Origin of the sequence: Dactylosporangium sp. NPDC000555 (genome assembly GCF_040300025.1) — a bacterium.
In the GTDB taxonomy this organism is placed as follows: domain Bacteria; phylum Actinomycetota; class Actinomycetes; order Mycobacteriales; family Micromonosporaceae; genus Dactylosporangium.
This window is the reverse complement of the sequence record NZ_JBEPDB010000018.1, coordinates 71,258-94,090: the sequence shown is the minus strand read 5'-3', so window position 1 is coordinate 94,090 and position 22,833 is coordinate 71,258. Positions and strand designations below refer to the sequence as shown.

25 protein-coding genes are annotated in these 22,833 nt (G+C 70.0%); 12 read left to right on the top strand and 13 right to left on the bottom strand.

Features of this window, described 5'->3' with window-relative positions; genetic code table 11:
• Positions 1-32: 32 nt before the first annotated feature.
• The gene (locus tag ABT297_RS14585; protein ID WP_350548891.1) at positions 33-710 is read right to left on the bottom strand and encodes a copper homeostasis protein CutC; all 678 of its coding nucleotides are present in this window, start codon (positions 708-710) and stop codon (positions 33-35) included.
• 97 nt (positions 711-807) lie between these two features.
• Here ABT297_RS14585 and ABT297_RS14580 point away from each other — a divergent pair, with 97 nt between their 5' ends.
• Positions 808-1,788: a fatty acid desaturase family protein gene (locus ABT297_RS14580; protein WP_350548889.1), complete on the top strand. Its 981-nt coding sequence runs from the start codon at positions 808-810 to the stop codon at positions 1,786-1,788.
• Positions 1,746-1,970: a hypothetical protein gene (locus tag ABT297_RS14575; protein WP_350548887.1), complete on the top strand. Its 225-nt coding sequence runs from the start codon at positions 1,746-1,748 to the stop codon at positions 1,968-1,970. Before ABT297_RS14580 ends, ABT297_RS14575 begins: the two co-directional genes overlap by 43 nt.
• A gap of 19 nt (positions 1,971-1,989) precedes the next feature.
• On the opposite strand, the gene ABT297_RS14570 is transcribed toward ABT297_RS14575, so the two are convergent.
• On the bottom strand, positions 1,990-3,468 hold the full coding sequence (locus ABT297_RS14570; RefSeq protein WP_350548885.1) for a flavin-containing monooxygenase: 1,479 nt from the start codon (positions 3,466-3,468) through the stop codon (positions 1,990-1,992).
• Positions 3,469-4,316: 848 nt separating this feature from the next.
• Here ABT297_RS14570 and ABT297_RS14565 point away from each other — a divergent pair.
• Both ABT297_RS14565 and ABT297_RS14560 read left to right on the top strand, forming a co-directional pair.
• Positions 4,317-5,369, top strand: a complete 1,053-nt coding sequence (locus ABT297_RS14565) for an SGNH/GDSL hydrolase family protein (protein WP_350548883.1) — start codon at positions 4,317-4,319, stop codon at positions 5,367-5,369.
• Between the two features lie 49 nt (positions 5,370-5,418).
• Entirely contained in the window at positions 5,419-6,759 is a 1,341-nt protein-coding gene (locus tag ABT297_RS14560; protein ID WP_350548881.1) for an FAD-binding oxidoreductase, read from the top strand.
• 197 nt (positions 6,760-6,956) lie between these two features.
• Here the strand turns inward: ABT297_RS14560 and ABT297_RS14555 are convergent, their stop codons facing one another.
• From ABT297_RS14555 to ABT297_RS14540, 4 genes are all read right to left on the bottom strand, one after another.
• Positions 6,957-7,301, bottom strand: coding sequence for a DUF1801 domain-containing protein (locus ABT297_RS14555; RefSeq protein ID WP_350548879.1), 345 nt, complete (start codon positions 7,299-7,301; stop codon positions 6,957-6,959).
• Between the two features lie 391 nt (positions 7,302-7,692).
• Positions 7,693-8,067, bottom strand: coding sequence for a nuclear transport factor 2 family protein (locus tag ABT297_RS14550; protein ID WP_350548877.1), 375 nt, complete (start codon positions 8,065-8,067; stop codon positions 7,693-7,695).
• Positions 8,064-8,636, bottom strand: a complete 573-nt coding sequence (locus tag ABT297_RS14545; RefSeq protein ID WP_350548875.1) for a dihydrofolate reductase family protein — start codon at positions 8,634-8,636, stop codon at positions 8,064-8,066. Before ABT297_RS14545 ends, ABT297_RS14550 begins: the two co-directional genes overlap by 4 nt.
• A gap of 54 nt (positions 8,637-8,690) precedes the next feature.
• Positions 8,691-9,119 carry a nuclear transport factor 2 family protein gene (locus tag ABT297_RS14540; protein WP_350548873.1) on the bottom strand — a complete coding sequence of 143 codons (429 nt, stop codon included), beginning with the start codon at positions 9,117-9,119 and terminating at the stop codon, positions 8,691-8,693.
• 160 nt (positions 9,120-9,279) lie between these two features.
• On the opposite strand from ABT297_RS14540, the gene ABT297_RS14535 reads away from it, so the two are divergent.
• The 4 genes from ABT297_RS14535 (at position 9,280) to ABT297_RS14520 (ending at position 12,983) form a co-directional block, all read left to right on the top strand.
• A complete protein-coding gene (locus ABT297_RS14535) occupies positions 9,280-10,194 on the top strand; it encodes a CPBP family intramembrane glutamic endopeptidase (RefSeq protein ID WP_350548871.1) in 915 nt (304 codons plus the stop codon).
• Positions 10,191-11,501, top strand: a complete 1,311-nt coding sequence (locus ABT297_RS14530) for a sensor histidine kinase (protein WP_350548869.1) — start codon at positions 10,191-10,193, stop codon at positions 11,499-11,501. The genes ABT297_RS14535 and ABT297_RS14530 overlap by 4 nt, the downstream gene beginning before the upstream one ends.
• Positions 11,489-12,133, top strand: coding sequence for a response regulator (locus ABT297_RS14525; protein ID WP_350548867.1), 645 nt, complete (start codon positions 11,489-11,491; stop codon positions 12,131-12,133). Before ABT297_RS14530 ends, ABT297_RS14525 begins: the two co-directional genes overlap by 13 nt.
• 121 nt (positions 12,134-12,254) lie before the next feature.
• Positions 12,255-12,983 carry an SDR family oxidoreductase gene (locus ABT297_RS14520; RefSeq protein ID WP_350548865.1) on the top strand — a complete coding sequence of 243 codons (729 nt, stop codon included), beginning with the start codon at positions 12,255-12,257 and terminating at the stop codon, positions 12,981-12,983.
• 56 nt (positions 12,984-13,039) lie between these two features.
• Here ABT297_RS14520 and ABT297_RS14515 read toward each other — a convergent pair whose 3' ends face one another.
• Both ABT297_RS14515 and ABT297_RS14510 read right to left on the bottom strand, forming a co-directional pair.
• On the bottom strand, positions 13,040-13,366 hold the full coding sequence (locus tag ABT297_RS14515) for a hypothetical protein (protein ID WP_350548863.1): 327 nt from the start codon (positions 13,364-13,366) through the stop codon (positions 13,040-13,042).
• Positions 13,367-13,515: 149 nt separating this feature from the next.
• Positions 13,516-13,956 carry a MerR family transcriptional regulator gene (locus ABT297_RS14510; RefSeq protein WP_350548861.1) on the bottom strand — a complete coding sequence of 147 codons (441 nt, stop codon included), beginning with the start codon at positions 13,954-13,956 and terminating at the stop codon, positions 13,516-13,518.
• Between the two features lie 53 nt (positions 13,957-14,009).
• Between ABT297_RS14510 and ABT297_RS14505 the strand changes: the two genes are divergently transcribed.
• Positions 14,010-14,909 (top strand): polysaccharide deacetylase family protein, encoded by a 900-nt coding sequence (locus ABT297_RS14505; protein WP_350548859.1) that lies wholly within the window; start codon positions 14,010-14,012, stop codon positions 14,907-14,909.
• Between the two features lie 71 nt (positions 14,910-14,980).
• Entirely contained in the window at positions 14,981-15,529 is a 549-nt protein-coding gene (locus ABT297_RS14500; protein ID WP_350548857.1) for a hypothetical protein, read from the top strand.
• Positions 15,530-15,668: 139 nt separating this feature from the next.
• On the opposite strand, the gene ABT297_RS14495 is transcribed toward ABT297_RS14500, so the two are convergent.
• Positions 15,669-17,114: a ricin-type beta-trefoil lectin domain protein gene (locus tag ABT297_RS14495; protein ID WP_350548855.1), complete on the bottom strand. Its 1,446-nt coding sequence runs from the start codon at positions 17,112-17,114 to the stop codon at positions 15,669-15,671.
• 451 nt (positions 17,115-17,565) lie between these two features.
• Entirely contained in the window at positions 17,566-18,183 is a 618-nt protein-coding gene (locus ABT297_RS14490) for a TetR/AcrR family transcriptional regulator (protein WP_350548853.1), read from the bottom strand.
• A 44-nt stretch (positions 18,184-18,227) separates the two neighbouring features.
• Between ABT297_RS14490 and ABT297_RS14485 the strand changes: the two genes are divergently transcribed.
• The gene (locus ABT297_RS14485; protein ID WP_350548851.1) at positions 18,228-19,121 is read left to right on the top strand and encodes an alpha/beta fold hydrolase; all 894 of its coding nucleotides are present in this window, start codon (positions 18,228-18,230) and stop codon (positions 19,119-19,121) included.
• A gap of 71 nt (positions 19,122-19,192) precedes the next feature.
• On the opposite strand, the gene ABT297_RS14480 is transcribed toward ABT297_RS14485, so the two are convergent.
• A complete protein-coding gene (locus ABT297_RS14480) occupies positions 19,193-20,239 on the bottom strand; it encodes an amidohydrolase family protein (protein WP_350548849.1) in 1,047 nt (348 codons plus the stop codon).
• A gap of 81 nt (positions 20,240-20,320) precedes the next feature.
• Between ABT297_RS14480 and ABT297_RS14475 the strand changes: the two genes are divergently transcribed.
• Complete coding sequence (locus ABT297_RS14475) at positions 20,321-21,163, top strand: hypothetical protein (protein WP_350548847.1); 843 nt, start codon at positions 20,321-20,323, stop codon at positions 21,161-21,163.
• A 3-nt stretch (positions 21,164-21,166) separates the two neighbouring features.
• On the opposite strand, the gene ABT297_RS14470 is transcribed toward ABT297_RS14475, so the two are convergent.
• Together ABT297_RS14470 and rpsL are read right to left on the bottom strand one after the other, a co-directional pair.
• A complete protein-coding gene (locus ABT297_RS14470) occupies positions 21,167-22,264 on the bottom strand; it encodes a helix-turn-helix domain-containing protein (RefSeq protein ID WP_350548845.1) in 1,098 nt (365 codons plus the stop codon).
• Positions 22,265-22,412: 148 nt separating this feature from the next.
• Positions 22,413-22,787, bottom strand: coding sequence for a 30S ribosomal protein S12 (rpsL, locus tag ABT297_RS14465; protein WP_350548843.1), 375 nt, complete (start codon positions 22,785-22,787; stop codon positions 22,413-22,415).
• Between the last annotated feature and the right edge of the window lie 46 nt (positions 22,788-22,833).

The following is a 22,833-nucleotide window of genomic DNA, read 5'->3' as shown; positions in this document are numbered from 1 at the left end:
CATGCACAAGAAGCAGCACGTTCACTCCGTTCCTATGTTTCGTTCGCCGCGGCGGCGAACAGCGTCCTGAGGCGGCGCACCCGCGACGGGTCGACCGGGGCCGTCCAGGCGCCGCCCGGGCGCGCCGCGCTGCCGGAATGCAACGCCGTGATGCCCGCCGCCACCAGCCGTCCCAGATGGTCCTCGCGCAGGCCGCCGCCGGCCAGGATCCGGTGACCGTAGGCCGTCGCCTCGGCCGCCAGGACGTCCAGGCCCGCGCCGATGCCGTCCGGGGAGCCCGCGGTGAGCACGGCGTCCAGGCCCGGCCGGCCGGCGAGCGCCCGCCAGGCCGCGGTGCGGTCGGCGGCGTGGTCGATCGCGCGGTGGAACGTCCACGGCGCGCCGTCCAGCGCGGGCAGCAGCGCGTCCAGCGCGGCCCGGTCCACGCCCCCGGCGGCGTCCAGGAAGCCCAGCACGAACTCGGCGGCGCCGGCCGCGCGCAGGTCCCGGGCCACGCGGAGCAGCGCGGCCAGGTCGGCGGCGAAGCCGGGAGCGGTGCGCAGCATCACGCGGACCGGCAGCGCCGTGGCGGCGCGCACCGCGGCGACGGTCCGCGGATCGGGGCTCAGCCCGCCGGCCGCCATGTCGCTGACGAGCTCGACCCGGTCGGCGCCGCCCTCCGCGGCGTTGCGGGCGTCGAGCGCGTCCAGCGCGATGATCTCCAGCAGCATGCGGCCAATCGTGACAGGGCGTCGCTTCCGGCAGTACCGAGGGAAAGCTTCGCGAGGAAGTCACTCGATGGTTCCTTCGCCCGGTTAGCGTGCGTTCATGGTCCGCCGTCAGTCCGCGCTGGCGATCGCGCTGGCCAGTGCCGCGCTCGCCAGCCTGCTGCTGCAGCTCGTCGCGCTGCCCGTTCTGCTGCTCCCGCTCGATGCACGCTGGGCCTGGCTGCTCGTGCCGGTCGCGCTCACCACCGTCCCGCTGTGGTCGCTCATCCACGAGGGCATCCACGGCATCCTGCTGCGCGACCGGCGCTGGAACGACCTGCTCGGCCGCGTGCTCGCGGTCGGCTACGGCGGCCCGTTCACCCTGCTCAAGGCCGGGCACCTGCTGCACCACCGGTACAGCCGCACCCAGCGGGAGCGCACCGAGGTCTACGACCCGGCCCGCACGACGTGGCTGGCCGCGGCGCGCTCCTACTACCCGCGGCTGCTCGGCGGCCTGTACGTCGCGGAGCTCGCCTCGGTGCTGCTGGTCCTGCTCCCCCGGCCCGGCTGGCGGATGCTGGTGCGCAAGACCGACTCGCTGGACTCGGTCAGCGGCCTGCTGTTCGAGCGGGTCTCCCGCCGCGACAACCTCCGCCGGTTCCGGCTCGAGGCGCTGGCGGTCATCGTGACGTACACCGGCGCCTCCATCGCCTACGGCGGCCACGCGTGGCTGCTGTGGAGCGCGGTCGGCGCCCGGGCCCTGATCGTGTCGCTGGCCGACAACGCGTACCACTACCGCACCCGGCTGGAGCGCCCGCTCGACGCGATGAACCTGCGCCTGCCGCGGCCGCTGGAGTACTTTGTGCTGGCCTTCAACCTGCACAGCGTGCACCACCGCCACCCCGGCCTGCGCTGGCACGAGCTGCGGACCGCGTTCGCGGCCGACCGCGACGAGTTACATCTGGGCTGGTTCACCGCCGTCGCCCGCCAGTTCCAGGGCCCGGTCCCGGCCACGGCCGACGACGTGCGCCCGCCACCGGCCGCCGATACGGTGCCAGGATGGACAGCGCAGATGTCGGACGCGCCCTCGACGCGTCACTGAGGCTGCTCGCCGGACCCGCCGAAGCGGCCTGGGACCCACACACCGGCGTCGTGTCCCGCCGCCCGCCGGTCGGCGGCGACGAGGATCCGGGGCTCACCCTGCTGTGGGCGACCGGGCGCATCGCGCTGCCGGGCTACCCGCGCCGGGAGTCGTGGACGCTGCGAGCCGCCCTCGAAGCGTGACGTGCTCAGCCGTACCCCGTCATGCCGCCACCGTCGCGCGGCTCGAGCTGAGGTGCAGCTCCGGGTCGGCGATCGCCCCGCGGCGCAGCAGCTTCACGTCGGCCTGGTAGCTCATCGAGGTCCGCCACGGCTCGCGGTCGCCCTGGCGGGGCAGCTCGCCGATGGCGCGCTGGACATAGCCCGCGTCGAGGTCCAGCAGCGGCCGGGTCGGCATGCCCGGGTCGGCCGGCTCGGGGCGGCACACGTCGTAGCCGCGCTCGTCCATGTGGGACAGCAGGCGGCAGAAGTACTCGCACAGCAGCCCGACCTTGAGCGTCCACGACGAGTTGGTGTATCCGATCGCGTACGCGAGGTTGGGCACCCCGGACAGCATGACGCCCTTGTAGGCGACGGTGTCGGGCAGGCGGACCGGCGCACCGTCGACGCTGAGCGCGACGCCCCCGAGCCCCCGCACGTTGAGGCCGGTCGCGGTCACGATGATGTCGGCGGGCAGCTCCTGGCCCGATTCCAGCAGTACACCCGTCTCGGTGAAGGTGGCGATGCGGCCGGTGGCCACGGACGCGGTGCCGGCCCGGATGGCCCGGAACAGATCGCCGTCGGGCACGAAGCACAGCCGCTCGTCCCAGGGGTCGTACGGCGGGTTGAAGTGCTCGTCGACCGGATAGCCCCTCGGCAGCTGCCGGACGTTGGTCCACCGGATGAACCGGCGCGCCGCGCGCGGGTACCGGCGGCAGAACCGCCACACGGCCCGCTGCCGGGCGATGTTCAGCCGTCGCACGGTCGCGTGCGCGCGGCGCTCGCCGATCAGCGGGCGCAGCCGGGCCGCCAGCGTGTCTCGTGACGACACCGAGAGGACGTAGGTCGGGGTGCGCTGCAGCATCGTCACGTGCGCGGCGGTGCGCGCCATCGCCGGCAGCATGGTGACCGCGGTGGCGCCGCTGCCGATGACGACCACGCGCTTGCCGGCGTGGTCGAGGTCCTCCGGCCACGCCTGCGGGTGCACGACGGGCCCGCGGAAACGCTCGCGGCCCTCGAAGTGCGGGGTGAACCCCTCGTCGTAGCGGTAGTACCCGCCGGCGCAGAACAGCCAGGTGCAGGTCAGCGCGGTCCGCTCGCCGGTGTCGGCACGCTGGACCTCCAGCCGCCAGCGTGCGTCGGGCGACGACCACGAGGCGGCGACGACCCGGTGGTGGTAGCGCACCGCCCGATCGATGCCGTGCTCGGCCGCGGTTTCGCGGAGGTACCGCAGGATCGCCGGGCCCTCGGCGATCGAGCGCTCCTCGCGCCAGGGCCGGAAGTCGTACCCGAACGTGTGCAGGTCGGAGTCGGAGCGGACGCCGGGGTAGCGGAAGATGTCCCACGTGCCGCCGCTGGCCCCGCGGGCCTCGAGGATCGCGTAGCGACGGTGCGGGTGGGAGCGCCGCAGGTAGTACGCGGCGCCGATGCCGGAGAGCCCAGCGCCGACGATGACGACGTCGAGGTGTTCGACCTCGGGCATTGGCACCTCCGGGTGACGGTCGTCGGGCGCTTGTTTCAGCGTCGCGGTTCGTCGTCGCCGGGCCAAGGGTGAAACGCGCCGGGTTCGCCGGTTTCCAGTGTGCATTGTCACCACCCTGGGACGATGATGTGGGAGCGACGGCCTCGGGACCCTCCGCACCGTGCCGCGCGAGCCGGCCTGACCGCTGCCGTATGCCGATTCAGCGGGTTGTGTGTACCCCCGGCGGTAATGATGTCAAAGACGTTGTCTGCCGCGCCCGCCGCGCCCGCTCCGAAGATTGTGGTGATCGGCTGGCACCCTATGTGATTGCGGGGGCGATCCTCGGGGTTCGGCGGCGGAACGGATTTATCCGCGATTCAATGGCGCCGCTTGGGGACGTCTTGACCTCGCCCGACTTGTCTTCGGTGCGGAAAGCCCGGCGCCTTGGAATTGGACGGAAAGCCTCCGGACCTACGGCCTGTAGCTCACTCCTCGCGATCCGCCGATGACTGAAAGCCACCACGGAAACGCGACAGCCGCACCCGTAGGTGATCGAAAGGCGCGAATCGTAAAGGAATCGTAAGCCTCCGCAAGCATGGTGGCGTCATGCGCAGGAGTGCGCGGCAAAGGGGGCTTTCATGTTCATTCACAGGTGTGTTGCGTCGTTGGTCGGCGCGGCGCTGGCAGCGAGCGCGGTGGCGGTCGCCGGTCAACCCGCCGCAGCCGCCACCGGCCACCATCAGCCTTCCTCGCGATGGACCGCGGCGTGGGGGGCGTCCCCGCACGCCCCGATACCGGGGAACCCGTTCGACGGACCCAATTGGTCGCTCAACGGATTCACCAACCAGTCCGTCAGACAGGTCGTCCGGGTGCACGCCGGCGGGACCCAGGTCAGGATTCGGCTGTCGAACGCCTACGGGTCGGCACCCGTGCGCCTCACCGGCGCGACCATCGCACAGTCCACCACCGGCGCCGGTGTGCAGCCGGGCACCGTCCGGGTACTGCGGTTCGGCCACGGCGAGCAGACGGTGGTACCGGTAGGTCGATCGGTAGTGTCCGAGCCGGCGGCGCTGCGGGTAACCGCCCTCGACGCGCTGGCGATCACGCTCTACTTCAAGACGCCGTCCGGGCCGGCGACCTTTCATCAGGACGGGCTGACAACCACCTATCGAGCGGACGGCGACCACCGGTACGACCTCGGCTCCGCGTCGTTCCGCGGCGAGACCAGCCATTCCCGCTATTTCATCACCGGCGTCGATGTATCCGGCGCCGGCGCACCGCCGGGAGCCGTCGTGGCGTTCGGTGACTCGATCACCGATGGGCACGGGTCGACCGCCGGTGCCGACAATCGCTATCCCGACCAACTTGCCGAACTCCTGCTGCGCTCAGGCCGGCACGTGAGCGTCGTCAACGCGGGAATCGGCGGCAACAAGCTGCTCGCCGACTCCCCCTGTTACGGCGAGCGGGCTGTCACCCGCTTCGACCGCGACGCCTTGAGCCAGCCCGGGGTGCGCACCGTCGTGGTGCTCGTGGGCGTCAACGACATCGGGGCCGGCGGCTACCCCGACTACTTCGGATGCGGCGCGTCACGCGAGGTGTCCGCGCCCGATCTCATCGCCGCGCATCGGCAGCTCATCCGGTCGGCGCACCGCGTCGGCGTCCGAGTCGTCGGGGCGACCGTCACGCCGATGAAGAACTTCACCGGCTACTACTCGGCGGAGAAGGAAGCGGTGCGAGATCAGCTCAACAGCTGGATCCGCGGCGGCGGCGAGTACGACGCCGTGGTGGATCTCGACCGGCTGCTCGCGGATCCCAAGGACGCCGACGCGTTGGCGGCGCCTTTCGACTCCGGCGACGGTCTGCACCTCAACGACGCGGGAGCCGACCTCATCGCTCGAGCCGTCAGCCGAGCGTTGCGCTGACGGACCCTGCTCACTGCATCGAACTGGATACGACCCGAACGGGGAAACGGTGGAAAACCAAAACCAGCACCATGCGGCTCCGACGTGGGCACCACAGGATCCGGGCTACGCGGAGGAGGTCGCCGCATTCAACGTCGCGACGACACACACTCCCGACCTGGTGGTCGGTGCCGAATCGGCCGCGGACGTCGCGGCAGCCGTCCGGCGCGCGGCCGATCAAGGATGGAAGGTCAGCGTCCAGGCCACCGGCCACGGTGCCGCCGTCCCGGTGACCTCCGGACTGATGATCACGACGAGCCGGATGAACGGGGTCGCGATCGATCCGGCGTCCGGAACCGCCACGGTGGGCGCCGGGGTGACCTGGGGCGCCGTGGTGGCCGCGGCCGCCGAGCACGGGTTGGCACCGATCGCCGGCGCGGCGCCGACCGTCGGTGTCGTCGGGCTGCTGCTCGGCGGAGGCCTGGGCCCGTTGGCGCGCAGCCATGGATTCGCCACCGACTACGTCGACGGTTTCACGGTGGTCACCGGCACCGGCGAAGTCGTGACGGCGGACCGCGTCAACCGGCCGGACCTCTTCTGGGCGCTTCGCGGGGGACGATTCGGTCTCGGCGTCGTGACCGAGGTCCGCTTGCGTCTGGTCGAACTGGCGTCGCTCTATGGCGGCAACCTGCTCTACGAGGGGCCCCACATCGAGACGGCGCTGCGAGCATGGGCCGACTACACGACAACCGCGGACGACCGGGTCAGCACGAGCGCGGCGATCACTCGATTCCCAAACCTTCCTGTCGTGCCGGAGGCGACCCGGGGCCGCACCCTGCTGAGCCTGCGATTCGCGTTCCCCGGCGATGCCTCGGAGGGCGAGCGTCTGGCGGCACCTCTGCGGTCGGCGGCCCCCGTCTATCTCGACAGGCTCGGCGTCCTGAAGGCGGCCGACATCGCTCAGATCCACAACGATCCCACCCGGCCCGGCCCGAGCCAGGTCTACGGCAACCTGCTGTCCGACATCGACCAGGACCTCATCGCCTTGTTCCTGGCGTCCTTCGGCCCGTACGCGGACACCCCGTTCACGGTTGCCGAGCTGCGGCACCTCGGCGTGGCAACCCAGCGTGACGTCGAAGACGGGTCGGCGGTCGCCGGTCGAAGCGCGGATTTCACCTGCGGACTCGTCGGGGTGCGCCAGGAGTTGTTCGACGAGGCGATGCCGGCAGCTGCCGCGGACTGGACGAAGGTGGCCGAGCCCTGGTTCGCCTCGGAGAACAACCCCAACTTCATGGGCCTTCCCGCTACCGCGGAACGCCTCGCCGCCGTGTGGCCCAGGGAGATCGGCGAGCGCCTCGAGGTCGTTCGGAAGCGCTACGACCCGCTGGGATTGTTCGCCGCAATCGTGTGACGAGAGCCGGCCTCGGCGAGAAACCCTCTCCCCACGTCAACGGTGTGACGCACCTGACCGGCCCGCTGGATCTGTTCCGGCGGGCCGGTCACCGCGTTGCGGAGGGCTCGCAGCCGAAATGGCCCGCGCGTGTGCCGCTGGATATTCACTTCGGCATCGATGAACTGCACCGAGGGCGATCGCGAGACCGCGCGTGCCTAGCCTTGATCGAGTGTGAGCGCTTGCCGTACGTAATCGGCCAAGATGGCATCGTCCACGTCGGATGCCGACTTGAGCTTGACATGGCGGGTGGTCTTGCCGATGCCCTCGAGCAGGCCATGGGGATCGGTGAACTCCGCGCCGCGTGCGAATGCCAGCGTGATGTGGGTCTTGCTGCGGCTGACGATCGCGACCATCTTGCGGCCCTCCCAGGCGAGCGACCCGCGGCTGATCACCTCCCGTGTGCCGGGCGCGTGTCGCGCCATCAGCGTGCGCAGCTCCGCCACGATCGCCTGTTGCGGGGCGGTGAGCTGACCCGCGACGTACTCGTCGATGTCGGTCATGGTTTGCACTCCTCAGCTGTTTTCGCCACGACGCCGATAGTCGCGAACGCCGTGCAGTCGCCGGCCGTGACCCGGTTCTTCGCCATCGCTGCCGGCCATGCCGAGCCCGCGCGTGACCGGAAACCCGACATTACGCCGCCGGCGGGATGCCGGAGATGAGTACGTCGACCCGGTCGGGCGCTCCCGGCCCGCCGCACACCATCTTGCGCAGCGGCGTTACCGTTTCTTTACGGCCGCCGGCGTGGCTGGGTCCGCTCGCATCCGGCCGGGTCCACCGTCGGCACCCGGACCGCCGACGCGGTCGGGCTCGGTGTGCCCGCCGACGGCGAGGCGCGGCGACGTGCCGCGCTCGGAGCCGGCTTCTGGTCGCAACGCGAGGGCTACGGCGCGGTCACGACCCCAATGGGGTCTGCTGGTGCAACGCGACGAGCCATCGCCCGTCACGCTCGACGTAGACGGTGGTGGCGAGCACCGACAGGTCGACGTCGGCACCGTCGACGCGGGCGGTGTAGTCGGCGCGGTAGGTGACCAGAGCGGACGTCGGGCCGAGGAACCGGACCTGCTGGCCGGACAGCTCCGTCCGCACGAACGGGTTGCGGTTGGCCGCGATCATCGGCACGACCGCACTCTTCGACGCTATCCCGAACCGGCTCACCAGCAGGGCGTCGTCGGTCAGGTTCGCGCGGTAGAAGTCGGCGTCGCCGTCGCGGTTGGCCCGCCAAAGGTCTTGCTCCAGCGCGAGCAGGAGCACGGCTGCATCGGTCACGATTCCTCCGGACGGTGTGCCATGATCATGACGCCCTTGGGCAGCGAGGACCACCACGCGAGCCGCAACCGCGTCTCGGGCCAGCCCGTGAAGATGGACTCGCCGCGGCCGCGCACGACCGGATGGACCCACGTGCGGATCTCGTCGACGAGGCCGTGCTTCACGAGCGTGCGGGCGACACCGCCGAAGCCGTACATCAGGATTGCGCCACCCGGCTGGCGTTTGAGCTCGCGGACGGCCTCGACGACGTCGCCTTTCACCAATGCGCTGTTCTCCCATCCGACCGTGTCGAGGGTGGACGACACGACGTGCTTGGGAATGCTGTTCATCCGGGCGGCCGAGCCGGCGGTCGAGGTCCCGTCGTCGGCGACCAACGGCCACGTCGCCGCGAAAGCCTCGTAGGTCACCCGGCCCATGAGCAGCGCGCCGGCGTCGAACAGCTGTTCACGCGCGCGCTGGCCATACTCGTCGCTCCAGTAGTCGAGCGACCAGGCCATCGGATCGTCCTGCGCCCCGTCCAGGGTGGCGAACGTGGAGACGATCAGATGGCGGCCTGTTGTGCCCGCCATGGAACCCATGCTGCGAATGGCGCTTACCGTCCCTTTACGATCGGCTGCCGGCCGCTACAGACCCCAGCCGGTCGGCGGAGGATGCGTTTCCGCGAAGGCGGGGTTGTAGTACTCGCGGAGCTCCTCGCACCGTCCCTCGTCGTCAAACCGCAAGATCAGGCAGCCCGGCAGCGTGACCTGGGCGTTGTCGGCCTCGGGCTGCCAGTCCGGATCCTCCATCACGGCCCACCACTCCACCGCCACGCGGCGCCCGTCCACCACCGGCCGGCCGAACCGCAGGTCCAGATTGCGTTGGGTGGCCGTCGCCTTGCGCCAGTAGGCGGCGATCGCCGCGGATCCGACATGTGGGGGTCGAGTCGGTGACGAGAGATAGGAGCCGTTCTCGGTGAACAGACTCGCCGCCGCGTCCGCGTCCTTGGTGAGCCAAGCCGTCCGGTAGCGCTCAATCCATTCGATGTGGTTCACGTTCTCCCCCGGGTCCACCGCTCTGGCTGTGCGATTATGCCCTTCGCCGGCATACAAACGGCATTCGTGCGGCGGATGCGGGGCGCCGCGGCATCGAGCGAGTGTTGAGGCTGGCCTCAATCGGATCCGGTGGGCAACCGGCTAGGGCCGCTCCGCCCGGCTCCATAGCGTCGAGCCCATGCGATTGTTGGTCGACTCGCAGCGCCGGCTGCGCCTGCCCCTACGACTCGCCGTCTATCTGGTGAGCGTGTTCGCCGCCGCGGCGGTGGTCACCTTCGGCATCGTCGGTTCCGGGGCCACGACCCCGGTCGTGGTGCTGGCGACCGTCGCCGCGCTGGCGGTGACGGTACTCGTCACGTATCTCTTCCGACGGCGGCTCGACCGGCGGCCCTGGGCCGACATCGGGATGGCGCTGCCCGGGCGGCGAGAGCTGGTCGGGCTCGCCGCCGGGTTCGGGGTCGGCGTGGCGGCCATCGCCTTCTGGTTCGGCTTCGAGGTGAGCGTCGGCTGGGCCCGGGTCGACGGATGGTCGTGGACGGCCCGTGGCACGCGGTCCGCCACGCTCGCCGTGATCGTCGGTGCCGTCCTGGTGCTGCTGCGGGCCGCGGTCGAGGAGGTCGCCTTCCGCGGGTACGTGTTCGCCAACCTGACCGAGCGGATGCGGGTACCGGTCGCGGCGCTGGTCGCCGGTGGCATGTTCGCGCTGCTGCACCTGTTCGGCGGCGTGACCTCGATCGGCTATTTCGCCGCTGGTATGGCCGAGTTCGTCCTGTTCGCGGCGCTGCTGACCGCGGCACGGGTCACCACCGGCTCGCTGTGGGCGGCCATCGGCATCCACGGCGGCTGGAACTGGGCTCAGGACTACCTGTTCGGTGTCGGCACCGCGACGGAACCCGACCACGGCGACGCGCTGATGCAACTGCGGCTGACCGGACCGGGATGGGCCGTCGGCGGCACCGGAAACGTCGACGCGGGCCTGCTGAACTTCGTCGCGCTCGCCGTCGTCGCCGCCGGTGTGCTGGTGCTGGCCCGATGGTCGGCCGCGGGCGGAGGGCGCCGCACCCGTGCCGCGTGGTTGACTACCCAATCGTGACGGCAGCGATGAACGGCCCGCCGGCCCCGCCCAGCACCGGATCCCGGCTGGTCGCGGTGCTACTGGCGCCCGTGCGGGCCGAGACGTGGCGGTACAGCGGGCATCTCCTGCTGGGCGCTCCCGTCGGTGCGCTCATGGTCGGCTACATCGGCCTCACCGGCTATGCGACGCTCGCCGGGCTCACGGTCGTGGGCCTCGCCGTGCTGGCCGCGTTCGTGCGCGGCACCCGGCTCGCCGCGCGGGTCGAGCGGTGGCGGGCTCGGGTGCTGCTCCGGCTCGACCTCGCCGAGCCGGCCGCGGCGCACCGGCGGTCGACCGGTGTCGTCGGCTGGGTCCGCGACGGACTCACCGACGTCACCGGCTGGCGGCTGCTGGCGTTCCTGCTTCCCACCGGCCCGCTGGCGATCGCGATGGCGTACGCGACCGTCCTCGTCTGGGCGCTGCCGGCCGCCGCGGCGACCTACCCGGTGTGGTACCGGTACACCCCAGACGGCTGGGACGGGCTCGAGGTCGCCGGGCTGCGGTGGCGTCCGGACGCGGGGCCGCAGCCACTGCTCATCGGCCTGGCGGGGCTCGCGGGCCTGGTCGCCGCGGCCTGGATCGTGCGTGCCCTGGCCGCCGTCGAACGGCTCCGGCTGCGGTGGATGCTGCGGCCGGCCGCGGGGCCCGACCTGGCGAAGGTGCTGGAACGCCGCCGCGACCAGGCGGTTGAACAGGCCGGGGCGCACCTGCGGCGCATCGAGCGGGATCTGCATGACGGCGCCCAGGTGCAGATGGTGGCCGTGGCCATGGAGCTCGGGCAGGCCCGGCAGGCGCTCGAAGGCGGTGGTGACCCGCAGGCGGTGGCCCGGCACGTCGCCGTCGCGCACGAGCAGGCCAAGCAGGCGCTGACGGAGCTGCGAGACCTCGCCCGTGGCATCTACCCCGCGGTGCTGACCGACCTCGGGCTCGACGGCGCGCTGCCGCTGCTCGTCACGCGTTGCCCGATCCCCGTCACGCTGGAACTCGACGTCGCGCGGCGCCCACCGGCCGCGCTGGAGTCCACGACGTACTTCTGCGTCGGCGAACTGCTCGCCAACGCGGTCAAGCACAGCGGCGCCGGGCGCATCCACGTCGTCGTGGCCCGGCACGCGGCGGTGTTGCGGGTGCGGGTGCGCGACGACGGCGCGGGCGGTGCGACGATCACGGCCGGCGGCGGGCTGGCGGGGCTCGTCGACCGGGCCGAGAGCCTCGGCGGCCGGCTCACCCTCGACAGCCCGGCCGGCGGACCGACGACCGTCACCGTGGAGCTGCCGTGCGCATCGTGATCGCGGAGGACGCCGCGCTGCTGCGCGACGGGCTGCGGCGCCTGCTGACCGACTCCGGCCACGACGTCGTGGCCGCCGTCGACACCGCCGACGCCCTGCTCGACGCAGTCGCCGCGCACCACCCCGACCTCGCCGTCGTGGACATTCGGATGCCGCCGACGTTCACCGACGAGGGCCTGCGGGCCGCAGTCGCGGTCCGCGCGTCGCGGCCGGGGACCGGGATCCTGCTGCTCTCGCAGTACGTCGTCGAGCGGTACACCGCCGACCTGCTCACCGACGCCGACGGTGGGATCGGCTACCTGCTCAAGGACCGGGTGGCCGACATCGGCGACTTCCTCGACGCGGTCGAGCGGGTCGGCGCCGGCGGCACGGTCCTCGACCCCGAGGTGGTCCGGCAACTGCTCGGTCGCAGCCGCCGGGCCGATCGGCTGGCCGGCCTGACCGGGCGCGAACGGGACGTGCTCGCCGGGATGGCCGAGGGCCGGTCCAACGAGTCCATCGCCGGCGTGCTGCACCTGTCCGAGAGTTCCGTGGAGAAGTACGTCGCGTCGATCTTCACCAAGCTCGAGCTGGCCACCGACCGTGACACCAACCGCCGCATCCTGGCCGTCGTCACCTACCTGCGCTCCTGAAGTTCTCTCCAGCGGCGCGGTGGACGCGTCAGCCTAGCCTCGGTCTGTCGCTAACCTCGAGGGATGATGAGGGGGGCCACCCCGAGATTGAGTGCTTGAAAAACGGTAGAAAAAGGACGCAATGGACAGCAGTGCACTTACCGGACGGGTAGCCGTCGTCACTGGCACCACCGGCGGAGTGGGGCGAGCGACGGCGAGACGGCTTGCCGCGGCGGGTGCCGCCGTTATCGGGGTCGCGCGCCGGGATGAACGCGAGGTCGGCGCGATCACCCCTGAGCCCGTCAGTGGCAGCTACCGGCACGTTACCGGCGACGCCGTCAGCGCAGAGACCGCGACCGCCGTGGTCGACCTCGCGATAGCCGAGTTCGGGCGGGTGGACATTCTGGTCAACAACGCCGGCATGGGGCACTACGCAGACCTCGTCGAGTCGGATGTTGATCTCTTCGACCAGATGATGGCCACAAACATGCGAAGCACGTTCGTTTTCACACGAGCCGTCGTGGATACGATGATCGCGCAGCGAAGCGGTCTCATCCTTACGATTTCTTCCCAGGCCGGCCTGGACGGGTACGGCGGAGAAGCCATCTATTGCGCCACCAAGCACGCCCAGGTCGGGTTTTCGCGAGCTCTCCGCAAGGAGCTGCAACCATTTGGGATCAAGGTCGGTGTCATTTGCCCCGCCGGCATCAAGACCGATTTCGCCGTTGGGCGAGGACGCACACCAGAGGGTATCGCCACCGCAGGATATCTCTCCCCTGACGACGTAGCGGACGTCGTCCTGTTCGCCACATCGCAAAGCCGCATTGCGACGATGGTCGATATTGGCCTTATCTCGGTCAACGAGTCCTGACTCAATGCGGTGCGGCCCTCGATCCTTCGAGGGCCCCGCACCACCGCAAGACGCCGCTACGTCGCATCAACCGGGCAGGAGGGCATGCTCCCGCGGCGGAACACGTACATCCGGCCCGAGTCGGGGTCGCCGATGAAGTAGTACAGCAGGAGACGGCCGTCGCCGCGCTCGGAACGCAACCGGTTGCCGTACGCCTCCCGGCGCCCGTTCATCGCGCGGAAGGTCATGTCGACCTGCGTGAGCGGCCCCCTGCGGTCCACAATCGGCGCGGCCAGGATCCAGGTGCCCGACCCCGAGCTGTAGCCGTTCCCCTCCTCAGCCGGCCGCAGCACCTCGTTGTCCACGCCCGCGAAGGTGAACGCCCCATCGGCGGTAAAGGACATACTGCTACCGCCCGGGCCACACCACGCACCAACGACCTCAGCCGAAGTAAGGGAGACCCGGTCGTCGCGGAGGAACCAGTACCCGACTCCCGCGACGACAGCCGCCGTGACGCCGACTGCAACCCATCTCCAGAACCTGCGCGTTCCGGTCAATTTGGCCCCGCTCCCGTGAACCGGTCGTCGCGTCGGCAGCGTCCTGACCGGCCTGCGCGAGGCGCGTCCTCCTCGATCTGGCGGCGCGATGCCGCGTTGATCACTTCGTCGAGTACGTCGCGGGAGTTGGCCAGCTCGGTGATCATCCGGTCGATGCGGTCCCGTTCGGCGGCGAGGTCGGCGGCCAGCTGCGGAGTGGCGATCTCCGAGGGGCCACCGTCGGCGTCGCGCATGCACGGAAGCAACCGCGCGATCTTCCTGCTGTGCAGCCCCGCGGCGAACAACTCCTGAATCCGGATGACCCGGTCGACCGCCTGCTCGGGATAGTCGCGATGGCCGCCGGACGTACGGTCGGCCACCAGTAAGCCCCGCTGTTCGTAGTAGCGCAACGACCGCTCGCTCACCCCGGTGCGCCGCGCCAGCTCACCGATCCGCATCACACTTCCCGGGGCTTGAACCTGACATCAATGTCAACTTATACCGTCCGGGCATGGCGAACACCAACCTGCCCAGCACTGCGGAAAACACGCTGTTCGACTACAGCCCCATCACCGAACGGCCGGCGATCCGCTGGCCCGGCGGCGCCCGAGTTGCCGCCTATGTCGGGCTGAATGTCGAGCACTTCCTGCTCGACCGCCCGTCGACCAGCATCTGGCCCGCAACGGCGGACCTGGTGCCGGACGCGCTCAACTACGGCTGGCGCGACTACGGCGTCCGGGTCGGGATCTGGCGCACGATCGAGAGCCTGGACCGGTACGGTATCCGGGCAAGTGTCCTGCTGAACTCCGCGGTCGCGGACCACTACCCTCAGATCATCAAGGCTGGCCTGAGCCGGAACTGGGCCTGGCTCGCGCATGGGCGAACCAACTCGATCCTGCAGGCCGGGATGCCCCTCGACGAGGAGCGCCGCTTCCTCACCGGCATCGTCGACACCATCGCCACCGCCACCGGCCGGCCGCCGCGCGGCTGGATGGGGCCGGGGCTGACCGAGACGTTCAACACCCCGGCCCTGCTCGCCGAACTCGGCCTGAGCTACCTGCTGGACTGGACCAACGACGACCAGCCCTACCGGCTGAACGTCCCCGGCATGATCAGCGTTCCGTACTCCGTCGAACTCAACGACCTCCCGCTGTTCGGCAAGGGGACCACCGGACCGGAGTTCGTTCAGATCGTCAAGGATCAGTACGAGCAGCTGCACGCCGACGCCGAACACAGCGGCCGGGTCATGGCACTGGCGCTGCATCCGTTCGTCACCGGTCAGCCGTTCCGGGCCAAGTACCTGGACCAGGCGTTGGCGTACCTCGCGGCGCAACCCGACATCTGGCTGACCACCAGCGACGAGATCGCCGAGCACTACATCTCGAGTGTGGCGGCGACGAGATCCGTATGATCAGCGTTGTGGAGGACGACGACGGGTCGAAGCCCTGGGACGAGGCCATGTCCGGATGACGGTCCGACTTCGTGGCCGCGCCGACGCAACTGCGCCGCCAGCGCTCTGACCTGCTCGCGCTCGTGGGTCGGCGGCTGCAGGCCGGCTGGACCGGCTGGCACCCGGAGCGTGACCAGTGGGACTCCGACATCCCGCTCGTGCTGGTGTTCGACGGCGGTGTTCAGCTGGAGCTCGCCTGGCAGGCCGGGAACTCCTTGTCGATCACCTGGAACACCATCGACTTGAGGACCCCGCCACTCAGACTCGGCTGGCCGCACGAGTGGCGCTCGTCGGAGCTCGACCCGCTCGCCGCGGTTGCCAGCCGCGTCCTGACCGGGTGGGCGGTGACCGAGAGCCCGTACTTCAGAGGCGACGTGGACCTCAGCGGCGAGTTGCCGATGGATAACGTCGCCGGCTGGTCCACGCAGGGTCTGTGGATCGAGTTCACCGGCATCGGTCTGCACGTCTACAACGGCCGGGACTCGAATGGCATATCAGCCGAACCTTGGCGCCCGGGCCACGAGGGAAATACCCGGGTGACACACCACCAGCTCCCGGAGCACGACGCATACGTCTTCTGAGATCGTACCAATTCCGGTTCTTCGTCAGTGCGCGAAGCCGGTCAGCCGGTGTCGTCGCCGGGGCGGATCAGGCCGAGTGTTGGCCGGGTTGGTCAGGCCGCCGCTCGAGCGGCGGCCTGACCAACGGTCGAGGCGATGCTCAGCCGGTGAACTGCCGGAAGATGTTGCTGAAGGCGTAGTTCGACTGGCTGATGCCGCTGCATGAGGCGCTCAGGGTGCCGGTGGCGCAGCCGAAGTCGCGGTTGATCGCCCAGAAGCTCAGCCGGGCCATGTGTTGCTGCTGAGCGAAGGCGAGCAGTTGCTGCGCGTCGGCCAGGGTGAATTTCTCGGTCGGGTTGTCGTTCTGACCGATCATCGGGGTTGCCCCGATCATGGCCCACAACTGCGCGTCGCTGCGCCCGGGCAGCAGCACCTTCAGCTGGCCCTGAACCTTCTTCAAGGCGTCGATGCTGGCCTGACCCATCCGGCTGCCGGACACGCCGTCGTAGTAGTCCATGGTCATCAGGTTGACCACCTCGAATGTGAGGCCGCGGGCGACCGCCGACTGCAGGACGTAGAGGTTCTCGCCGCTGAGGCCGCCGGCCGGGGTGACCCCGAGCGTGAACGAGAGGTGGAACGTCTTGCCGGCGGCGCGCAGGTTGTCCTGCATGATCTTCAGCGCGTCGTTGCGCTTGTCGACCACCGCGCGGTCGAGGTTGTTGTGCACGGTGCCGTGCTCGGCGTCAATGTCCAGGTAGGTCGTCCCGTACGCGGTCAGCACGCTCTGGTACGCGGCGGCGACGGCCGCCGGTGTCGAGCAGTGGTTGACCAGGTCGTCCGCGTCCCAGCCGCCGGAGGAGACGATGATGTCGCCCCCCATCGCGCGCAGCCGGGCCACGTTGCCCCGCAGCCGGTTGTCGTCGGTCGACCAGATCGGCTGGCAGTTGCCGGTACCGTTGACGAATCCGAGCGTGTAGAACTTCTGTCCGCTGTCGGTGGCGAACTTCGCCACGTCGTCACCGATGAACGTGGCGATGTAGGGCGCGAAGGTAAACGCCTTGGTGGTCGTCGGCGGGGTGCTGGTGGGCGGGTTGGTGGGGCCGCCGCCGGGCAGCGTCCACTTCTGGTTGGCGCCGCCGCCGCAGGTCCAGATCTGCAGCCGGGTGCCGTCGGCCGAGCTGACCCCGGTCGCGTCGAGACACTTGCCGGAGCCGGTGTTGACGAGCTGGCCGTTGCTGGCCGTCCACTTCTGCGCGCCGGTGCCGTTGCAGTCGTAGAGCTGCACCTTGGCGCCGTCCGCGGTGCTGGCCGCCGCCACGTCGAGGCACTTGCCGAGTGCCTGGATGCTGTTGTCGGTGTTGCCGACCGTCCACGCCTGGGCGGTGGTGCCGTTGCAGGTCCAGAGCTGTACCGCGGTGCCGTTGGCCGAGCTGGCACCGGCGACGTCGACGCACTTGCCGCCGAATCCGGTGATCGGCCCGGTGGAGGCGGCCGAGGCGGCCGTCACGCCGGCGACGGTCACGCCGATGACGGTGGCGACCGTCGCGCCGATGGCGAGCCCGACGCGGCGGCGCGGCCGGCGTCGGGCGGTGGTTGAGGGTGTCACGTGCGGTCCCTTTCTGGGCGGCGCCCGCACCGGACCGTGTGATGGGGGTGGTCCCGTGTCGGGCGGGAGCAGTCCCCGGCCGACCGCGTGGGTGACGGCAGAGGTCAGATCTGTCAAGACTGTTAACAGATCTACCGGAGGCTATGCCGACACCCGAGGCAAGTCAATATTCGACGTAAACTAAGAGCGACCGTCACTTGGCTGGCAGCGGCAGTCCGCCGAGCAAAGTCTCCGTGGTCATGCGTCCGGCGCCCACAGTGCACGGACTTCTCCATGATCACGGAGCGAACGTGCTGCTCCGTGTGCATTTTTACTCCGTGATCACGGCGAACATGATGGTCGGGCGACGCAGATCGCAGGCACGGCCCGCGCCGCCCGAACTCGGCTTCTCGCGATGCCAAGCGCCCAATTGACGGTCACTCTCAGTGCTGAGCTGCAGTTCTAAAACGCATCAGCGCCGCGATCCGCCGGATGGGAAGAGCCGGTCGAGGTGGTAGGTGAGGATGGCGAGGGCCGCCGCGCCGTCTCGCTGACCGCCAAGGACGCTGGAGCCCAACCCGTTGGTGAGCGCGAGCAGGCCGGCGACCACGATCGATGCGTCGAGATCCGGGTCGACGTCACCGGCCTCCTGCGCGGCGCGCACCTGCTTGGCGAGGAACCGCTCGACCGCGTCCGGATACGTCGCGCCGTGCTCGGTGCCGAGGTTCGGCCGATCGAGGACCAAGGCGTAGTACGCCGTGTAGGTCCGGGTCAGCCGCCGGCTCTCCTCGTCGGTGGGCAGGATCGCGGTGAGCGTGCCGTACACGACATCGCGCGGCGTCGGCGGGCTGCCGAGTTCGGTGATGTGCCTGGTCACCCGCGCCGACAGTTGCTCGCCCAGGTATGCCAGCGCGCCGAGCAGCAGTTCGTCCTTGGTGTGGAAGTAGTACTGCACCAGCCGCAGCGACACACCGGCCTCGGCCGCGACCTCGCGCATGCTTGCCGCCTGCAGGCCACGGGTGTGCGCGATGCGCAGCAGCGCCTCGCCGATCTGGCGGCGGCGTTCGTCGTGGTCGACGCGTTTGGGCACGCCTAGGTGTATCACGCCCCAACATTTGTTGATACGCTCGTATCATGAAGACGCAACAACCCCGGATCAGCGCCTTCACCAGTGAGAAGGCGCGCCTCGCGTTCTCGGCCACCTACGAGTCGATGCTCGACCGGCTGTGGCCGGCCCGTACGACGTCCGAGGTGCCGACGGACTACGGCACCACCAGGGCCCTGCTCGACGGCGAGTCCCGCGATGTCGCGCCGTTCGTCATGCTGCCCGGCGCGGGCGGCAACTCGCTGATGTGGCACCGACACATCGCCGCGCTGAAGGCGGCACGGCCGGTAATCACACTCGATCCCCCCGGCGAGCCCGGAGGCTCGACCCACACCCGGCCGTTCGCCGACGGCCGGGACCTGGCCGACTGGCTCGAACAGGCGCTCACCGGCCTCGGCATCGACCGCGCCCACCTGATCGGCGCGTCCAACGGCGGCTGGGTCGCGATGCAGCACGCGTTGCACCGGCCCGGTCGTGCGGCAACACTGACCCTGCTCGACCCGGCCGGCTTCGGACGCATCACCGCCAGATTCCTGCGCTGGGTCATCCTCGGCGGCCTCGCGAGCCACGCGCCGGATCGACTGCGGCGCCGCATGGCCGGCCACCTGCGCAACGTCACACTGCTCGACGACGACTTCGTACAATTGGTGAAGCTCTCCACGGCGTACCGTCGCCGGCTGCCACTACCGCCGCCGCTCACCGACACCGAGCTCGCGACGCTGACGCTTCCGGTGCACCTGATGCTCGGCGAACACAGCGTCATGTACGACGCCCGGCAGGTCGCGCAGCGTGCGGCGCGGGTGATGCCGGACGTGCGGGTGGAGATCGTGCCGGGTGCGAGCCACGACCTGCCGCTGCATTCGGTAGACCTGGTGACCGCTCGCGCGATCGACCTCGCCCGTACCACGGAGTCGATCTCGTAGGGAACGGTCGGCGTGTGTTCGGCCAGTGGCAACGGCGTACGAGGCCGCCTTGGATCTCCTGACCCGCACCGCTATCGAATCGCTTTTCCGCGGACGATGACGGCTCGTGGCTTGTCGAGTTGGCTGAGATCGGTCCGTGGGTCGACGTCGAACACGACCGCGTCCGCTGGGGCTCCGTCCACCAGGCCGGGCAACCCGAGGTAGGACCTGGCCGTCCAGGATGCGGCGGCGAGCGCCTCATGCGGCGATACGCCGGCAGCCACGAGAGCGCGGATCTCATGGGCGATGCCACCATGCGGCCGTGAGTCCGTGCCAGCCAGCACGGTGACCCCGGCCTCGACGGCGGCAGCGGTGAGCCGGGCGTGCGCGCTTGCTCCGGGCACGTACCAGCTGCTGCGTGCGCGTTCCGGATCGGCGGTGATCGCCGCCAGGGAAGCGGTGATGACCGACAGTGTCGGTGTCAGCGCGATGCCCTGCTCGGCCATACGCGGTAACAGGTCTGGGTTCAGGCCCATGCCGTGCTCCACGGAGTCCACACCCGCCTCGACGGCGGCCATTCCGCCTGCCGCGTGCTGTGAGTGCACGGCGAGGCGCCCACCAACCGCATGCACGCGCGTGACAGCCTCGCGTAGCACTCCGACCGGCACGACGTCGTCGTCAGGCCGCCAATCGATGACCACCTTGGCCCACCCGGTGCGGGCTGCCTGCTCGGCCGCGACGGCGGGCAGGTCGGTCAGCTCCGGGCGGCGGCCCCACCCTTCCATGAACTGTCCATGCTGAGCGATCCACGGGCCGGCGTGGACGGCTCGCGGACTTTCGTCCGCCTGGCCGAACCACTCAGGCGGGTCACCCGCGAGACCGGGCGCACGGATGAGCGTGACTCCGGAGTCCAAATGTGCCCGAAGGTCCTCCCTCAAGACGGCGACATCCAGTGGCTGGCCTGGCGTCTCGGCCCCGGGATGGGTGTGCGCGTCGACCAGTCCGGGCAGTATCCAGCCCTCGGCGACGAGCTCGGCACCGGCCACCGGATCCGAGGTCCACCGATCACCGTCGGCGTAGAGATCGACCGGCTCGCCCTCGGGAAGAGCGAAACCGCGGATTCGCAGCACTGCCACCACACCACACCCCCGTACCGAATCCCACCCAGACGGGCAGATGGTCAAGCATGTTAGAAGCCAGCGTGTACTACTGTCCGGCCCGTGAGGATCGAGGCGTTCGACATCTGGACCGAAGACAATGTCGCCGAGGAGGCCGGCGACCGGCCCAGGCTGCCGGCGGGGTGGGCCGGCCCGGCGGGGCCGGGCATCGACGTCTCGGCCTGGCCGCGCTCCCCGCGCACCGGTCAGCCGATGCTGCACTGCTTCACGCTGCGGCTGCCCGAGGCGTACCGGCGGCGCGGGCCCGACCTGGTGGCCGTCGCGGTATTCCAATGGGCGGACGAGCTCTACTTCAAGGATCCATCGCCGCAGGTCACAGCGGTCATCGCCGGGTCGTCCGCCGACGTCGGTCAGCCCGGGCACCCGTTCTGGGCCGAGCTCGCCCAGGCCAGGGCTCACCCGCGACTGCAGATCGCCGACGATGGCGTCGCGTCCCTGCTCGCCATGGTGTGGCTGACCGAGGCGGAGCTGAACGGACCACGGGTCGACCGGCCCACCGCGGCGCCCTCGCTCGCCGCTGGCGAGTTCGACAGCAGCTCCTGGAGGGCGAGGCACGGCCAGTTCGGTTCCCTGTGGCTGGTCCCCCGCGACGACCCCAACGCGGGCGTGGCACCGGTCAGCTTCCCGTCCGACGCCGACGCCGACGCCGACGCCTACGTCGACGTGCCGGACAGGTTCGACGTCTTCCACGCCGAGCACCTGGGTGGCACCTGTATGTCCCCGGACGGAGTGCGCGACGGCCTGTCGCCGTGGTACATCGAAGTCAGCCGACTGGGCGGCATCAGCTACGGCGGCGACCTGGACATCGCCCTGGACCTCGATTCGAGCGCGTTTCTTGGTGACTGGAGCACCGCCGTGTTGATCCCGGGCACCGATGCCGGTTGAGCGCTATCCGCTTGTCGAGGGTACTGCGTGTCGTTTCCGGTTCGCGGTGAAGACCACGCGGTACCACCGGCGCCGGTGGGGTGGCACCGGATTCAGCGCTCGTTGCCGGGCCGTGGCGGACGCTCGCGTGCTCGTGGGTTTGGAAGCTGGTTGCGGATTCGCGCGCAGGGCGACGACGAGCCACCGACCGGCAGCGGCGATGCTCGGTGGCGCTGGCTTACCACCGATGATGCACACCAGCTGCCGATAGCGTTCCGCGCGAGCGTCCGCGGCGATCTCGAGTTGCTCGAGCAGCCTGTGCCTGGCCTCGCGGCAGTCCTCGCCGATCCCCGTTTGCGTGGGCAGCCAAATCTTGACGATCTCCGCGACGATCCGCTCGGCGTCCGGCGAGTCAGCGGAGATGTTGTCCGCCAGCGCCCTGGACACCGTTTGGGTCCACATCTCGGTCACTCGTTCGACAGCTGCCGTTTCAGCGGCTTCGTGCGGGCCCGGTGCGTGCTCATCCGCGTAGCTGGCAACACGGTGCATCGCCGTTCGCAGCTGCGGGTCCTGAATGAGGTCAGTGAGCTCGATCCACGCGTCGACCTGTTCCGCTGTCGGGTCGTCGGGCAGCTCCGGCGTGGCGGCCCGAAGTCGGTCGCGATAGTCGGGCACATCGAGACCCTTGACCGTCTCGGCGACGAACCGGTGGATCATCGCGGCACGTTCCGCGGAGGACAGCCGGGTCAGATCGCTGATGACCGCGAGTTCCTCCGCGGTCGAGTGATGCGCTGCGACCCAACGCAGGACAGCGCGTTGGAGCCGCAGCGTGCGAATCTGAGCGTCAAGCGCGTCGGCGTGCGTGGCCGCTACCTCGGACAGGCCACGCTCCGATCCCACGACCTCGCGGATCGCCGCCAGACCGAGACCGAGCTCCCGCAGCGTCCTGGCCAACTCGAGGCGCGCTACGGCCCGTGCGTCGTAGCGACGGTATCCGGCCCGGGTGCGGTCGGCCGGAGACAGCAGGCCGCAGTCGGACCAGCGCCGGATGAGCTTGACCGGCAGACCCGACCGCCTGGCCAGGTCGCCAATGCTGAGCAGTTCCTCGTCGCCTACCGTCACGCCTCCACCATCGGGTCTCCCATCGTGGGAGAGTCAACCACGGGCATGGCGTCCGGCCGCCGCCTCGCGGGGCGGACCGCCGACCGACATCGCCCGTATCGCAGGTTATCGGCCCGTAGCCTGCGGGTCGCACGCGGCGGGCCGGCGACTACGGACTCTTCTGCTTGGATCCGTAGCGGCTGCGAGACTGTCCACGCCCGCGCACTCCTACCGAATCCCGCGCCCCTCGAATGATTTTGTAGCGGACGCCGGGAAGGTCCTTCACCCGTCCGCCGCGGACGAGGACCATCGAGTGTTCCTGGAGGTTGTGCCCCTCCCCTGGTATGTACGCGGTGACCTCCGCGCCGCTCGACAGCTTCACCCGCGCCACTTTCCGCAGGGCCGAATTGGGCTTCTTGGGCGTGGTCGTATAAACCCGAACGCAGATCCCGGAGAGTTGCGGGCTGCCGTTCAGCGCAGGCGTCTTGGACGCCTTCGGCTTCTTCTTGCGACCTTTGCGAACCAGTTGCTGGATCGTTGGCATTGTGCCCCTTTGCGCATCTTGGGCGAACCGACACCCTCAGCATCGC